9 protein-coding genes are annotated in these 17,874 nt (G+C 32.2%); 3 read left to right on the plus strand and 6 right to left on the minus strand.

The genetic code is table 11. From position 1 onward, the window contains the following. Positions 1 to 51 precede the first annotated feature (51 nt). The 3 genes from ACVC3Y_RS06105 (at position 52) to ACVC3Y_RS06115 (ending at position 8,572) form a co-directional block, all read left to right on the plus strand. Positions 52 to 2,970: a histidine kinase gene (locus ACVC3Y_RS06105; protein ID WP_452226380.1), complete on the plus strand. Its 2,919-nt coding sequence runs from the start codon at positions 52 to 54 to the stop codon at positions 2,968 to 2,970. A 10-nt stretch (positions 2,971 to 2,980) separates the two neighbouring features. Further along, positions 2,981 to 3,733 carry a LytR/AlgR family response regulator transcription factor gene (locus tag ACVC3Y_RS06110; protein ID WP_452226381.1) on the plus strand — a complete coding sequence of 251 codons (753 nt, stop codon included), beginning with the start codon at positions 2,981 to 2,983 and terminating at the stop codon, positions 3,731 to 3,733. Between the two features lie 129 nt (positions 3,734 to 3,862). Further along, the gene (locus tag ACVC3Y_RS06115; protein WP_452226382.1) at positions 3,863 to 8,572 is read left to right on the plus strand and encodes a choice-of-anchor Q domain-containing protein; all 4,710 of its coding nucleotides are present in this window, start codon (positions 3,863 to 3,865) and stop codon (positions 8,570 to 8,572) included. 74 nt (positions 8,573 to 8,646) lie between these two features. Here the strand turns inward: ACVC3Y_RS06115 and ACVC3Y_RS06120 are convergent, their stop codons facing one another. The 6 genes from ACVC3Y_RS06120 to ACVC3Y_RS06145 all read right to left on the minus strand — a co-directional run bounded on the left by ACVC3Y_RS06120 (position 8,647) and on the right by ACVC3Y_RS06145 (position 17,874). Beyond that, complete coding sequence (locus tag ACVC3Y_RS06120) at positions 8,647 to 9,111, minus strand: TlpA family protein disulfide reductase (RefSeq protein ID WP_452226383.1); 465 nt, start codon at positions 9,109 to 9,111, stop codon at positions 8,647 to 8,649. 170 nt (positions 9,112 to 9,281) lie between these two features. Continuing rightward, positions 9,282 to 10,157, minus strand: coding sequence for an anti-sigma factor domain-containing protein (locus tag ACVC3Y_RS06125; protein WP_303425214.1), 876 nt, complete (start codon positions 10,155 to 10,157; stop codon positions 9,282 to 9,284). 72 nt (positions 10,158 to 10,229) lie between these two features. Next, positions 10,230 to 10,901: a Crp/Fnr family transcriptional regulator gene (locus ACVC3Y_RS06130; protein ID WP_303425212.1), complete on the minus strand. Its 672-nt coding sequence runs from the start codon at positions 10,899 to 10,901 to the stop codon at positions 10,230 to 10,232. A 121-nt stretch (positions 10,902 to 11,022) separates the two neighbouring features. Next, a complete protein-coding gene (locus tag ACVC3Y_RS06135) occupies positions 11,023 to 13,293 on the minus strand; it encodes an aconitate hydratase (protein WP_303425210.1) in 2,271 nt (756 codons plus the stop codon). Positions 13,294 to 13,744: 451 nt separating this feature from the next. Then, positions 13,745 to 16,519, minus strand: coding sequence for a bifunctional aconitate hydratase 2/2-methylisocitrate dehydratase (locus ACVC3Y_RS06140; RefSeq protein WP_452226384.1), 2,775 nt, complete (start codon positions 16,517 to 16,519; stop codon positions 13,745 to 13,747). Between the two features lie 401 nt (positions 16,520 to 16,920). After that, complete coding sequence (locus tag ACVC3Y_RS06145) at positions 16,921 to 17,874, minus strand: AAA family ATPase (RefSeq protein WP_303425204.1); 954 nt, start codon at positions 17,872 to 17,874, stop codon at positions 16,921 to 16,923.

Here is a 17,874-nt window from a genome sequence, read left to right on the forward strand (position 1 = left end):
TCTTACTTCTAATTTAATAGATTTACGTTTCACTTAACGCAATTCTTTTTTTTGAGAAGACTTTTACTTATTCTATGCTTTTTATCTGTTCAAGTTCATTATGGACAGCAAGCTGTAAGTATTCAGCTAACAGAAAAAGATGGATTACCCGATATTGAGTTTTATGATATTGCGGAAGACCAAGAAGGTTATATTTGGCTTGCAGCAGACAAAGGGCTTTATAGATATAATGGTAGTGAATACACCTTATTTACCAATCCACAAAAAAAGGGAAGATCTTTATTTGGATTAACTTTTGATGCAAAAGGACGTTTATGGTGTAACAATCTTGCTGGTCAGTTTTTTTATGTTGAAAATGAGAAGCTTATTCTGTTCAAGGAATTTGAAAGCGTAAAATTTCTTTGCGATTTCATCATTTTTAAAAATCATTTAATCATTAATAATAATAATAATGAAGCACTAAGTGTAAATATAGAAACCAAAGAAGAAACATTTACTTCAATAAAATTAAATCAAGGCAATTCTTTTAGCGATTTAGAACCTAACCCCTCTCATTTTCATCAAACTCTAGGTAGATCAACTTATAAGATAGAAGATCCTTTTTTTAAAAATAAAAAACTCATAAAAACATTTACAAAACATAATATTACTGAGCGAGGTCAAATCAAATTTTTTGAATTTGAAAACACGCTATTCTATTTTAAAGAGGATTTTTCAAACCAAAGTAAACTAATCCTATCAAAAATTGTTAACAATGAGAGTGTTCGCGTTACCTTTCCTGAAAATATTGCAAAAACTAAAGTTAATCACGCTTATATTATAGATAATAAACTATGGATTTTAACCAACTCAGGCGTTTTTATATCCAAAATAGTTAATGATGAGCTCATAACAATAGAGCATTTATATCCTGAGTATTTTATTTCAGATGTTCTGGTAGACTCCAATTTAAACTACTGGTTTACAACAATTAATAATGGTGTTTTTGTTGTGCCAAATCAAGAGTTAAAGATTTACAATTCCATTTATAAAAACAATAAAAAAGATATTAGTGATATTGCTATTATCGATTCTGAAAACTATTATGTAGCAACATTAAATGGTAAAATATCTAAAATATCTCCAAATAAGGTTGAAAACATAGATATCCAAAATATTAATGAAGTATTTAACATTGCTTACAACAAACAAAATAATACGCTTTTAGTTTCTAGTAGAGAGTCTAATATTATTTACAATTTAAAAACAAAAAAACAGCAAACAATATATCGTTTTTACTCCAAATCGATAACAACTATAGATAAAGACAATTATTTATTAAGTTTACCTTATAGTGCTGCCATTTACAACGTAAAAAAAGACAGCGTTTCTATCTTACGCAACGCAAGAAGTTACAGCTCTGTTTATGATAATAATACCAATAAAGCATATGTAAGTTATATAGATGGTTTTCGTGTTCATGATTTAAACACAAATACCGTGACCGAAATCTTAAACAACAACAAACCTGTTCTAGGTTCTATAGTAGCAATTAATAACAACGAGATAGCGTGTATTGCCACACATAATAATGGTGTTATAGGTTTTAAAAATAATAAGAAGCTATTTCATTTTAACACAAAAAACGGATTACAATCGAATACCATTAATGGATTACAATTTAAAGACAATACCATTTGGGTAGCTACAGATAAAGGGATTCAAAGCTATAATTACCTCACTAAGAAATCTATAAACATAACCAAACAAGATGGCTTAGCTTCTGGAAATATTAATACTTTAAAAGTAGTAGATAATCAAGTAGTATTTGGTTCTAATTTGGGGTTATTTCATTTTGACACGAATAAAATTGAAAAAGAAAGACAAACATTAAAACCATACTTCACCTCTATTTCTATTGCTGAAAAAGATACCATATTACAAAAAACCTATACCTTAAAACAAGACAATAGCGAAATAAGAATTGCATTTAACACCAATGGATTTCAAACGAAAGAATTTGTAGAATATGCTTATAAAATTGAAGGATACAACAAACAATGGATTCCTTTAGAAAACAATGTCAATTTTGTAAAAATAAACACCTTACCTAGCGGAAAATATACTTTTAAAGTAAAAGCTAAAAATAAATTTAGCACCACCTTTTCTAAGCCTATAAGTATACAGCTAAAAATCACTTCTCTTTTTTATAAAACATGGGTATTCTATTTCCTAATGTTAATAATTATAGCAAGTATTATATGGTACTACTTCAATAAAAAAACCAAACGTTTACAAAAAGAACAAGCAATACAACTTGAAAAGGCAATCATTAGTGAAGAACTCGTTTTAACACAACTTGAAAACTTACGTTCGCAAATGAATCCGCATTTTATTTTCAATGCGCTTAACTCGATTCAGGACTATATTATTTTAAATGAAAAAAAACTAGCACGTCAATATTTAGTGAAATTTTCCCGATTAATAAGAACCTATTTAGAGCACAGTCAGACAAACGAAGTGACTCTAAATGAAGAAATAAAAACATTAAACTTATATTTAGAGCTAGAAAAAGAACGATTTGACGACGATCTTTCATTTCATATACATATAGATGAAAGTCTAGATGTTGATGCCATTCTTGTGCCTTCTCTATTTATTCAACCCTATGTAGAAAATGCTTTAAAGCATGGATTACTTCATAAAACAAAGAACAAAAAACTCCAATTAAACTTTTTAAAAGATAACGATTCCAATTTCTTAATCTGCGAAATTATAGATAATGGTATTGGTCGTGAAGCATCTGCAAAAATTAGAACCCAGCAAACCATAAATCACAAACCCTTTGCTACTTCTGCGAACCAAAAGCGCATTGACTTAATAAACAGAAGCCTGAATAAAAAAGTAACCTTAAAGGTCGAAGATGTAGTAGACGAAAATTTGGAAGTACAAGGAACCAAAGTGATCCTTAAAATAGCATTAACACTTTAAACTTAAAGTAATGAAAGCAATAATTATAGATGACGAAAAACGAGCTAGAAGAATACTAAGCACAATCATTAAGGAAGAATGCCCCGAAATTAAAAGTGTTTTAGAAGCTGAAAATTTAAAGGATGGCGTATCTATAATCAAAACTAAAAAACCAGATATTGTATTTTTAGATATTGAAATGCCTAACCATTCTGGTTTACAAATTTTAGAATTTTTTAAAAACGAGCCTATCCATTTTCAAATCATATTCACTACTGCTTATGGACATTATGCTATAGAAGCCTTTAAATTATCAGCTGTAGATTACCTTTTAAAACCTATAGATATTGAAGAAATAAAAACAGCCATTTCTAAAGCCACTTCTAATGCGGAAGAAAACTTCATCAAAGAAAAATTAATAAATTTAGAACGTAGTTTTGAACAATTAGCTTTAAATAAAATTGCTTTAGAGGTACCTAAGGGGATTCGTTTTGTATCCCATGAAGATATTTTATTTTTTGAAGCAGATGGCGCATATACAAAGGTGTATTTACAAAATGGAAAAACGGAACTCATCTGTAAAACTTTAAAACACTTTGCAGAACAACTTGTTAATAAGCCTTTGTTTTATAAACCACATCGCTCCTTTCTTATTAATCTAAAATACATGACAGAGATTACAAAAAAAGACGGACTACAAGTAATTATGAGTAATAATAAAAGTATTCCTATTGCTCGAGAACGTAAAGAGGATTTTATGGAAATCATTAATAGAGTGTTTTAACTTCCCTACCTTCTTAAAATTCTTTTTATTTTCCATTCATTAGCAAATCCTTACCATTCACAAAAAAGTTAGAAATTTTCTTACAATGCATTAGCATTTTTGTTTCATAATTATAAAAAACATTTTATTATGAAAACAAAATTACTATTGTTCTTTATCCTTTTTTATGGAATAGGGTATTCTCAAATTTATGTCGATATTAATGCTACAGGAAACAATGACGGTACATCTTGGGCAAATGCTTACACAAATCTTAATACTGCTTTAAGCAATAACCCAGCAGAAACATTTTGGGTTGCTTCAGGTAATTATATTCCTGGAAATTTAAATACATCTACATTTTCTATAAGTCTTGATCAAAAAATTTATGGTGGTTTTAATGGCACAGAAACTATTTTTACACAAAGAGATGTAATTACTAATGAGACCATTATTTCTGGTGATATAGATGGTAATGATGCTGTAATTTTTAATCCATTAGACCCAAATAAAGCAGATAATAGTTTCAGAGTTATAACAATAGTTGGTGCAAATGTAATTATCGATGGTTTTACAATAACAAATGGTAAAGCAACTTTTAGTACTGGTGGCTACGAAGAAGGTCCTGCTATATACAAGGCTGCTGCTGGAAATTTAGAAATTAACAATTGCAAAATAACCAATCATATAGCAAGTAGAGCTGGTGTAATTAGAGCCATCGATACATCTGGAGATATATTAGTTAAGAATAGTGTTTTTAGCGATAACGAAACCGTTTTTGCTACTATTTTTTACGGCCGTAATGGTTTTATGGGATCATTAAACACAAAATTTGAAGGCTGTCTGTTTTATAATAATGTTTCCACAACAAATACTGGTGGATCATTATTTTGGGCACGTCAAGATGTACAAGGTAATCAAACATTAGAAATTATAAATTCAACACTTACAAACAATACCATCACTAATGGTTCTACTGTTATTACGTGTACAAATACTGCAACTGTTGTTAATGTTTATAATTCAATTTTCTGGAATAATGTTGGTGCTAATAATAGTAACGTAAATGCCTTACAGACTAATGCGGTTGGTGAGTCTAAAAATAATATTTCTAATAATGGTTTTATAGGAAATTCTAACACTGCTAATAATCTTACTGCAGATCCTTTCTTTATAAATCCAAGCAATAATAATTATTCTATATTAGGAAGTTCACCTGCTGTAAATAATGGCGATAACATTTATGTTACCAATACAACCGACTTATCAGGTGCGCAACGAATTATAAATACAACTGTAGATATTGGTGCTTATGAAATAACTCCAGATCCTTGTGATCCTTTTGCGTTTTCTACTCCTTTGGTTGCGATTAATTCTTTTCAGTTAGAATGGCAAACAAACCCTGTAGCTACATCATGGGATGTTGCATATCATGAATCTTCTCAACCTTTCTCATCTGCAATACAAATTACAGGACTTACTGTAACTAACGCTACCATATCTAATATTATGGCTAATACACAATACCAAACCTATGTGCGTAGTGTTTGTAATGGTGTTACCGGTAATTGGATTTTAGCGACAATTACAACCACTCAAGTTGCACCAATATATGTCGCAAAAGATGCAACAGGAACAAATGATGGTACGAGTTGGGCTAATGCTTACACAGACTTAGCTAATGCACTTGCATTAAATCCTTCTAATTCGTTTTGGGTAAAAACAGGTAGTTATAATCCTGGCTCAAATTTAACAGATAGCTTTTTATTAAGTCAAGATCAACATATTTATGGTGGATTTGTTGGTACTGAAACAAGCCTTTCTCAGCGTAATACAAGTTTAAATCAAACCGTTTTAACAGGTGACGTAAATAGTAATGATGTCATGCCTGTTGTTTTTGGAGATGCATCATTATCGGATAATAATTATCAAGTTATAAAAGTTGGTGGTACGAATATTATTATAGATGGATTTACAATAACTGGAGGAAATGCTAATGGTAACGGCGGAAGTGATAATGCTGGAAGTGCTGTTTTAGTAACTTCAGCCACTACAGTTCATATAGTAGACTGTAAAGTCATTAACAATACTGGTACTGGCGGTGGTGTAATAAAAGCTATTGATGTAAACGGAAATGTTAACATTGCAGTAGCAAGAACAACTTTTGATAGTAATATTTACACAAATACACCAATTTATTACGGTCGAGCAGCAAATGGACGACTACTTGAAATTACTTTTGAATCTTGTTTAATTACTAATAACGAATCAAAAACTACTGTTTCAGGTTCTCATGGTGCTTTATTCTGGACAAGACAAGATGTTGGAGGTACGCAAATTATAACGTTTACAAATAGCACAATTACGGATAATACAATTAATAACGGATCATCAGTTGTAGCTACTATATTAAATAATGGCGGTAACCTTTCTACAAATATGTATAATAGTATTGTTTGGAATAATGTAAACTCAAGTAACACACCCTTAAATGCTATCGAAACAGTAGGTGCGGTAATTATTAGAAACAGTTTGTCTAATAATAATTTCCCTGGTCACTCTAATAAACAAAACACACTATCATCTGATCCATTATTTACAGATTCTAATATAGATAATTATACCTTGCTAGTAACATCACCAGCATTAAATGCGGGAGACAGTCAATTTATAAATGTGCAAACGGATTTGGAAGGTAACAACAGAATATCTGGTACGAGTGTAGATATTGGCGCTTATGAGATAGATGATAATTCGGTTGTGGTGCCTTTTGTAGATGCTGACTTTAAAGCAGCACTTGTAGGTGATTCCACAGTAAACTTAAATGGAGATACTGAAATTCAGGTAAGTGAAGCACAAGTATATTCTGGAGTTATAAGCGTACCAAACCAATCTATTACATCCCTTGGCGGTATTGAGTTTTTTCCGGGTATTACATCTGTAAACGCATCTAATAATTCATTAACTGATGTTGATTTATCTTCAAATAATTTAATAACTGAAATAAACGTAGAAAACAATCAGTTATCCTCTGCTAATTTTGGAGTTAATACACTTTTGACTGATTTGAATTTATCAAGTAATGCGTTTACCACTATTGATGTTTCAAATTACACAAGTTTATTAGAACTAAATCTTAGCAATAACTCATTAAATCAGCTAAGTATTTTTAATAACAGTATGCTAACATCACTTAATGTATCTAATAATATGTTAGCTGTTTTAAATGTAAAAAACGGAAATAATACAGCTATAACAACTTTTGATGCAACAATGAATAGCCCATTAACATGTATAGAAGTTAATGATTTACCTTTTGCAAATGCTAATTGGACTAGTATTGATTCGCAAACTAGTTTTTCTTCTAATTGTGTACCTCAAATATATTTAGATGTACAAGCAACAGGATCTAATGATGGTAGTAGTTGGGCAGATGCTTATGTAGATTTAGAAACAGCACTTGCAGACAACCCCGCAGGAGAATTTTGGATGGCTGCTGGTAGATATGTTGTAGCAAATGGATCACGTTCTAATACTTATGAGATAGGCGCAGATCAAAAAATTTATGGTGGTTTTGATGGTACAGAAACTAATTTAACTCAGCGTAATCCAGCTACAAATATTGTAATTCTTGATGGTGATCGTGATAATGATGATGGTACTGTTTTTCTTGATCATAACTCTTCTAACAGTAGTTTAGGATTAGACAACGTCTACCATGTTATTACAATTATAGGTAATAATGTAATAATTGATGGTGTAACCATTAAAGGTGGAAATGCAAATGGAGGTACATCCGAAGATCGTCGTGGCTCTGCAATAGACATAAAAGAAGATGCAAGAACCCTTACAGTAAATGATGTAAGGTTTAACTATAACCGTGTATTTGATGGTGGTATTATTTTTGGAACTCAAAGCACAAACACCAATCTATCGTCGGATTATATGTTTACAAATTGCGTGTTTGATAGAAATTTAGGACGCTTTGCAGCTATATTTTATTATGCAAATCCACTTTCTACAGCTGGTGTAAATTCTACATTTGTAAATTGTCTTATATTTGATAATAGGGTAACTTCCGTAAGTGATTATCCTGGATCGACAACTGGTGCGTCTTCGCTTAACTCTTTATTTTGGTTACGTTCTGATGTGGCTGGTGGTATTAATAATGGTAAGTTTATTAATATGACAATAAGCCAAACAGTATTTAATAATAATTTTCCTGGTACACCTACAGCAGGTTTAATATCAGGAACTCGTGTAAATGGTACAACAAATATTGAACTTTATAACAGTATACTTTGGAATAATGGAAGTAACAATGTTGCTGTAGATACTCAAGATACTTTCGCTCCAGCAAATTCTGTAATTATTCGTAACTCCTTATCTCAAGATAATTTTAGTAACCAAAGTAATACAATGAGTATATTAAATTCAAATCCTAACTTCTCTAATGAAGCTGCAAACGACTTTACCTTAAATAGTAATTCGCCAAGTATAGATACAGGAGGAAATCAATATTTTCCATCAAATGTTTTAACAGATTTAGTAGGAAATGCTAGAATTTTCAACTCAATTGTAGATATGGGAGCTTATGAATCTGTTTCCACATTAAGCACAACAGATTTTGAATTAAATACAAACGAAATTTCACTTTATCCAAATCCAACATCATCCATTTTAAATATTAAATCAAAACAAGATGTAGAAACGGTTACTATCTATTCCGTTTTAGGAAAAAAAGTTTTAAAAGCGGAAACAAAAACAATTGATGTATCTAACTTATCACAAGGCATTTACATTATGAAAATAATAACTAAAGATAATTCGGAAACTGTAAAACGTTTCATTAAGAAATAGAAGAAGCTATTAATTCGTTTTTTTTGAAAAAGGGAAGTCCACGTTGGCTTCTCTTTTTCTATTTTTACACCTTACTATTTTAGTAAATCATCCAGTGTTTCTCTAACGGTTTCACTATTCCAATTTGCAGCACCTTCCTTATCTATTATAATTTTTCCCTCTTTGTTTATTAGCAATGTTCTCGGAATACTAGATACTTCAAATTCTGAAGGATTTTCTAAAGAAGTAAATACGTTAAACGAATACTTATTTTTAGATAAAAACGTTTCTATCTTTTCCTTTTTTTCGTTGGAAACAAATAGAAAAACTACCTTATCCTTATACGCATCATGTAATTTCTGAAGGTTAGGCATTTCCGCAATACAAGGCGGACACCAAGTAGCCCAGAAGTTTATTAGCACAACTTTACCTTTTAAATCTTTAAAATCAATTGCATTTCCTTTTACATCTTGTAATTGCCAACTAGCATAGTGTACCACCTTGGTATCTGCTTCTGCTTCAACAGATGGACTAAACAAAGCCAATCCCTTATGCAACATTACTTGAATAGGTTTTCTTGTTTTCGGTATAATCAGAAGAACAAGGATTACAACAAAGAGTATATTTTTAAATTTTAATTTATTCATAACACAAAAAAAATGAAGCGTAATTTAATAGATAAACAACGCTTCAAATCTAACAAAAAAACAAGGATTAAACCTATATATTTTTATCTAGTAACCGATCCAGAAAGAGATACTATTGGTCCGGTTCCCATAGTAATTGTACTATGATTCATTGCATCTGCAGGAACCAAATGCGCTAAAGGTTTTAAAGTAAATGGTGCTGTATTATTATCTGGGTAAGGTTCTACAGAAATCACAATAGTAGCTCCTTTTAAATCTGTTGGAAATGTCATTCCTGTTGGTGCATTTTGCAAGAAATCTTCTCCAGGATATCCTGGTCCATTACCAGCATCTCCTTTAAATGGCGATGTTGCTGCATTATCATCGGCCATTGCAGCATCTGTAAAAGTACCTGTACTAATTGGAGTACCATCAATTACAGCCCAACCTTCATATTTCCATCCATCGGAAAGTGTTGGTAAATCTAATCCTGTTACTGCAGTTCCTGAAGTATTATCTAAAAACCAAACACCACTCTCCTCGTTAGTATCATCCATGTCTGTAGGTGTTGCTAAAATGTAAGCTCCCGCAGCCGAAGAAAAATCTGCTACTAAATTAGAATTTACGGTAGCAGAACTACCAGAGAAATCTCCTGCTAAAATTTTTGTATCTGCTGGTGCTGGATCTGGATCAATTGTTGGTTCAATAGATAATACAAATGTTGTTGCTTCAGCTAACTGTGTAGCATCTACTGTGAAATTTTGTGGAAAAGATACGCTTGAAAAAGTTCCTGTAGAAACTGGCGAACCATCTACTATTATCCATCCTTCGTAAACGAAATCGTTACCTAGTTCTTCTAAACCTGTTAAGTTTAATGTTAAATCTGTTGTTGTAGGAGTGCTGTTATTGTCATCATCACTACTGCAAGAAGTGGCAAAAATCCCTAATGCCAAAACTGCTAAAATTGTTTTTTTAATCATTGCTATATAATTTTATTATTAATAGTTCAAAATTATATACTAGAGCGATGATAAAATGTTAGCTAGCTAACACTAAGCAGTTTTTTTTAATATTCGTATCTCTTTTCTGTTAAATTCTAACACTTTTTCTTCTTTTAACTCATTTAAAAGAATATTAAGTGTAGGTCTTGAAGTACCTATTAAAGAAGCTATATCTTTTTGTGTGTATGGATGCTTAATTATATGGTCTCCAGTTTTTGGGCAATTATAACCATACTCATCACATAATTCATTTAAAAATTCTTTTAAACGTGATTTGGTATCTTTAAATAAAAGTAATTGTAGTCTTCGTTCTAGTTTTTGAAATTTAAATCCAATAAACTTATATATTTTAAAACTGAAGGTTTGATTATCTCGCATTAAATCATGCATTGTATCTACGCCAATTGGGCAAATAGAAGTTAGATTATCTACGGATTGGGCAAATTCTTTTCTGGTTATTTGTCCTAAAATTGCTTTTTCACCAAATAACTCTCCTTTCGTTAAAATTGCTTTTACAACTTCTTCTCCATCTTCATTGTAGTAACCAATTTTTACTTTTCCTTTTTCAATTAAATACACCTTATTTGCCGAATCCTCTTCAAAATATATATAATCTTTTTTCTTATACGCATCAAAATCATGCCCTTTCTTATACGCTTTAAATTTATGAGGACAAAGTACCTTAAAGAGATTAACATCATCAAAAAACCAAAGTGAATTCATAGGTGTTTTATTTTATAAATATTTCCTTAACAGTCGACATTTTCTATAAAAGCTTACAATAAAGCATAAAAAAACTCCTGAATTTCATCAGGAGTTTTTACTAATTTATTTTACTCTTTATTTAAGAATTGTTTTCTTTTTTAATTAAATTTAAAGCAGAACCTTCATTATACCAATCTATTTGAGGTTGGTTATACGTATGGTTTAGCTTAATAGTATCTTTAGAACCATCTGCATGAACAATTTCTAATGTTAACTGTTTGTCTGGTGCAAATGCGTTTAAATCTGTAAAATTAAATGTATCATCTTCCTGAATTAAATCGTAATCATTTTCATTAGCAAACGTTAAACCTAACATCCCTTGTTTTTTAAGGTTTGTTTCATGAATTCTTGCAAACGATTTAACAATAACTGCAGCAACACCCAAATGTCTTGGCTCCATTGCAGCATGTTCACGAGAAGAGCCTTCGCCATAATTATGATCTCCAACTACAATTGTTTTTACACCTGCAGCCTTATATGCTCTTGCAGCATCTGGCACTCCTTCGAATTCACCAGTCAATTGGTTTTTAACAAAGTTTGTTTTTTTACCGAAAGCATTAACAGCTCCAATTAAACAGTTGTTCGATATATTATCTAAATGCCCTCTAAAACGTAGCCAAGGTCCTGCCATAGAAATATGATCTGTGGTACATTTACCAAAAGCTTTAATTAACAATTTTGCACCATTAATGGTATCACCTAATGGTTCAAATGGTGTAAGTAATTGTAAACGCTCTGAAGTAGGGCTTACAGAAACCTCTACTTTACTACCATCTGCTACTGGTTCTACAAAACCTGCATCTTCTACAGCAAAGCCTTTTGGAGGTAACTCCCATCCTGTTGGTTCATCGAACATTACCTCTTGCCCTTCTTCATTTATTAACTTATCGGTTAACGGGTTAAAGTCTAACCTTCCTGCAATTGCAATTGCAGCTGTTATTTCTGGAGAAGCTACAAAAGCATGCGTATTTGGATTACCATCTGCTCGTTTTGCAAAGTTTCTATTAAAGGAATGCACTATACTATTTTTTGGTGCATTTTTAGGATCGCTATATCTTGCCCATTGGCCAATACAGGGTCCGCATGCGTTTGTAAATATTTTAGCATCTAATCTTTCAAAGATTCCTAAAATACCATCTCTATCTGCTGTATAACGTACTTGTTCTGACCCTGGATTAATACCAAGTTCTGCTTTCATTTTTAAGCCTTTGTCTAAAGCTTGTTGCGCAATAGAGGACGCTCTAGATAAATCTTCATAAGAAGAGTTAGTACAAGAACCTATTAATCCCCATTCTACTTGAATTGGCCAATCGTTAGTTTTAGCTGCTTCATTCATTTTCACTCCGACTGGGGTAGATAAATCTGGTGTAAAAGGTCCATTTAACAATGGTCCTAATTCGGATAAATTAATTTCGATAACTTGATCGAAATATTGTTCTGGATTTGCATATACTTCTGCATCTCCTGTTAAATACTCTCTCACTTTATTAGCAGCATCTGCAACATCTGCTCTTTCTGTAGCACGTAAATAACGCTCCATAGAATCATCGTATCCAAAGGTAGAAGTAGTAGCACCTATTTCTGCTCCCATATTACAAATGGTTCCTTTTCCTGTACAAGACATAGATGTAGCTCCAGGTCCGAAATATTCTACAATAGCTCCGGTTCCTCCTTTTGCAGAAACAATACCTGCAACTTTTAATATTACATCTTTTGGCGCTGTCCAACCCGAAAGTTTTCCGGTTAACTTCACTCCTATTAATTTAGGGAATTTAAGTTCCCAAGCCATTCCTGCCATTACATCTACAGCATCTGCTCCACCAACACCAATAGCAACCATTCCTAATCCACCAGCATTTACGGTATGCGAATCTGTACCAATCATCATTCCTCCTGGGAAGGCATAGTTTTCTAAAACTACTTGATGAATAATTCCTGCTCCTGGTTTCCAGAAACCAATTCCATATTTATTGGATACGGAAGCCAAGAAATCAAAGACTTCACTACTTACCGAATTTGCGTGTTTTAAATCTGTAGAAGCACCATCTTTAGCTTGTATTAAGTGATCACAATGTACAGTTGTTGGCACTGCTACTTTAGGTTTTCCAGCTTGCATAAATTGCAGTAATGCCATTTGTGCAGTTGCATCTTGACAAGCAATACGATCTGGAGCAAAATCTACATAATCTTTACCTCTTGTAAATGCCTTAGTTGGACTTCCATCCCAAAGGTGATTATATAATATTTTTTCTGAAAGTGTTAATGGTTTACCAACAACTTCACGAGCTTTATCTACGCGCTCTGCCATTTGTGCATAAACCTTTTTGATCATATCAATATCGAATGCCATAGTCTATTATTTTAAATTTATTTCTACTAATATACAAAATGTAAGATGACTTTAAAAAGGTTAATTACATATATATAATGATACTGAAATAAGTTTTTTCTATACCCATATTTCTTAAAATGGAAAAGCCGCTTTAACGTCATCTTTTGTATTAATTATTGAAACATATATATAAAAATAAATGTTTATTTTTTGGATGCGTTAGGGATTGTAGTGGCATCCTTTTTTTATAACAACTAGATATTTAATAGATCGAAATAATGAGCTCGATTTTCTCTTTTATTTATTCTAACAAATAAGAAAAAAAAGATATAACGGAAAGCCCGACCCTTGTGGTAACGCCCAACTTATGAATCGTATTTATGCTACTTGGAAATTAATGGTAATGTAAATAAAATAAAAAATCCCGAATCTAAGACTCGGGATTTTTATTATATTAATTTTAAAAAAATTATCTCACTAATTGTTTTTGAGAAGGTTTAAACTTCGTTAGAACGATACCATCTACAGCAGCTTCATATTCTGCCATGGTTGGAGTTCTTCCTAAAATGGTAGATAAAACTACAACTGGAGTAGAAGACAGTAAAGACTCTCCTTTTTTCTCACCAGAATCTTTTACAACCCTTCCTTGGAATAAACGTGTGGAAGTGGCCATAACGGTATCTCCTGGTTCTGCTTTTTCCTGATTCCCCATACAAAGGTTACAACCTGGACGTTCTAAGTACAACATATTTTCATATTTAGTACGTGCTAAGCCTTTAGGTGCGTTATCGTCAAACTCGAATCCGGAATATTTTTGTAAAACTTCCCAGTCGCCTTCTTCTTTTAGTTCGTCTACAATATTATAAGTTGGAGGAGCTACTACTAGAGGTGCTTTAAATACTACTTCACCATGTTGTGCTTCTATATTTTTTAACATTTGAGCTAAAATTTTCATATCTCCTTTATGCACCATACAAGAACCTACGAAACCTAAATCTACTTTTTTAGTACCACCATAAAAAGATAATGGTCTGATATTATCGTGTGTATAACGTTTTGAAACATCTTCATTATTTACATCAGGATCTGCAATCATTGGTTCTGCAATTTCATCTAAATCAATAACAACTTCTGCATGATATTTAGCGTTTGCATCTGGTCTTAAAGAAGGTTTGATACCAGTTTTAAGTTCTGTAATTCTGGTTTCCGCTTTATCTACAAGACCTTTAAGTACTTGTTTCGCGTTGTCCATACCTTTATCAATCATGATCTGGATACGTCCTTTTGCAATTTCTAATGATTCTATTAACGTTTCATCTTCAGAAATACATATAGAAGCTTTAGCTTTCATCTCTGCTGTCCAATCTGTAAATGTAAAAGCTTCATCTGCTGTTAAAGTACCAATATGCACTTCAATTACACGACCTTGGAATACGTTTTCGCCTCCAAATTGCTTTAACATTTGTTGTTGCGTTGCGTGTACTACATCACGGAAATCCATGTAGGATTTCATTTGCCCTTTAAAGGTTACTTTAACCGATTCTGGGATTGGCATAGAAGCTTCCCCAGTTGCAAGCGCTAATGCAACTGTTCCTGAATCTGCTCCAAAGGCAACACCTTTAGACATACGTGTGTGCGAGTCACCACCAATGATAATATCCCAATCCCCTACTGTAATATCGTTTAGTACTTTATGGATAACATCTGTCATTGGGAAGTATTTTCCTTTAGGATCACGTCCCGTAATTAAACCAAAATCGTTCATAAAACGCATTAATCTTGGAATATTAGCTTTAGACTTATCATCCCAAACAGAAGCGGTATGACAACCCGATTGGTAAGCTCCATCTACAATTGGTGAAATCACTGTAGCAGCCATCATCTCTAATTCTTGAGAAGTCATTAATCCTGTAGTATCCTGTGACCCTACAATATTAACTTCTGCACGAACATAAGAACCAGCATGTAAAGTTGCACCAGAAGTTCCTACTGCATTTTTATTGAATATTTTTTCAACGGCTGTTAAACCTTGTCCTTCAATAGACACTTCTTTAGAGGTAGCATATACTTGAGGCACATCTATACCTAAAGTTTTACATGCAAAAGTTTGTAATTTTTTACCAAATACGACAGCGTAAGAACCTCCCGCTTTCATAAACTCCATTTTTTGTGGTGTAAATGCAGCAGATATATCTTTTAATGCAACTTTACCGTGGTATAATTTTTTCTCTTTTGTGTTTATGGTTAAAACAGTTCCTGTTGCTACGGAATACATTTGTTTTAATATTGGTTCTCCATCTTCATCTACAATAGTGTTTCCGTCAGCATCTTTTTGTTGCACCCAGTTTTTAAGATCTAAACCAATACCACCAGTAACTCCAACGGTAGTTAAAAAAATTGGAGCAATACCATTAGTACCTGCAATTACAGGCGCAATATTAATAAATGGCACATAAGGGCTAGAAGAAATACCGGTCCATAATGCAACATTATTAACACCAGACATTCTAGAAGACCCTACTCCCATGGTTCCTTTTTCAGCGATTAGCATTACGCGTTTATCCGGATGTTGTTCTTTTAAAGCTAACAATTCATTTTGCATGTCTTTGTTATGTTCAAACATACATTGACCATGTAATTCACGATCTGAACGAGAATGTGCATCACCACCTGGAGATAATAAATCTGTAGAAATATCACCAACACCGGCAATGTAAGTTACTACGTCAATCTCTTCGTCAATCTCTGGAAGTTTAGTAAAGAACTCCGCTTTCGCGTAGCTTTCAATAATATCTTTAGCAATTTCGCTTCCATTTTTAAAAGCTTCTTCTAAACGAGCTGTATCTGCTTCGTAAAGGAATACTTGTGTTTTTAAAACTTCTGCAGCTTCTTTTGCGATGGCAGCATCCGTTCCTAGGGCTAAATCTAATAGTACTTTAACAGAAGGGCCACCTTTCATGTGTGATAATTGCTCTAAAGCAAATGCAGGTGTAATTTCTTTAACAACAGATTCCCCTAAAACAATCTCCTTTAAGAACTTTGCTTTTACACTTGCAGCGCTTGTGGTTCCTGGTAAAACATTATAGATGAAAAAGTTTAGAGATTCTTCTCTATACTTATTATCTACGTCTTTGATTTGCGCAATGATTTCGCTAAGTAACTCAGTACCATCAATAGGTTTAGGATGAAGACCTAATTCTTTTCTGTCTTCTATCTCTTTAAGGTAATCTTTATAAGTGTTCATATAAATAGAATAATTCTTTTTAATCTTAATTAAATGTCAATTTATTTCTGGAAAACACTATAAATCAATCGTTTTCGTTAGCCTCACTAATATTTGTATATTAATGATTAAATATTCATTTGAAAAAGGTTAAGGTTGATTTTAAAATATCAAGCGAAATTACGAAATTTAAGAGATACTAAAAAATATATAAAGATCTGTGAGAATGATTGAATATAGTGCAACAAAACTTTATTTAGCTATTATAAATTACGAATAAATAAATTTGAACACCTAAAAATAACAAATTAATAAATTTAGCTCTAAATATTGTGAAACTAATTATTTACAACGATTCTAAATTATTATTTTAGTGAAAATATTTACAAAAAAAGGGATAAAAAATATGGATAAGGAAGCTATTAAAATAAACTTTTGATAATTTGTTCTTCGGATATACCTTCTGCCTCAGCTTTATAATTTTTAATAATTCGATGACGTAGAATACTTGTTGCAACAGCTTGCACATCTTCGATATCTGGTGAAAACTTCCCATTTATTACAGCATGTGTTTTTGCTGCAAGAATTAAGTTTTGTGAAGCTCTAGGTCCAGCTCCCCAATCGATATATTTTTTCACTAAATCTGCTGCAGTATCCCTATTGGGTCTAGTTTTAGCAACCATTTTCACAGCATATTCGATAACATTGTCTGCCACTGGAATACGACGAATTAGTTGTTGAAAATCTATAATTTCTTGCGCATTAAATAATGCATTTACTTTTGCCTTTAAATCTGTTGTTGTAGCTTTAACTACTTGTACTTCTTCTTGAAAAGAAGGGTAGTCTAAATGAATAGCAAACATAAATCGATCTAATTGTGCTTCAGGAAGCGGATAGGTTCCTTCTTGTTCGATAGGATTTTGTGTTGCTAAAACAAAATAAGGCAAACTTAATTTATAATGGTGTCCTGCAACTGTTACTGCTCTTTCTTGCATTGCTTCTAAAAGTGCAGCTTGCGTTTTAGGTGGTGTTCTGTTTATTTCATCTGCTAAAATAATATTAGCAAATATTGGTCCTTTAATAAATTTAAAGTTTCTGTTTTCGTCTAAAATTTCACTCCCTAAAATATCACTAGGCATTAAATCTGGAGTAAACTGTATCCTTTTAAAATCTAATCCTAACGTTTGCGCAATTGTATTTACCATTAGCGTTTTTGCTAATCCTGGCACACCTATTAAAAGTGCATGTCCACCTGAAAAAATAGAAATAAGTATTTGGTTTACTACCGCATCTTGTCCTACTATAACTTTAGCAATTTCTTGCTTTAAGTTTTTATATTTTTTTACAAATTGTTCTACAGCTGCTACGTCTGACAT

The organism is Lacinutrix cladophorae, assembly GCF_053604645.1.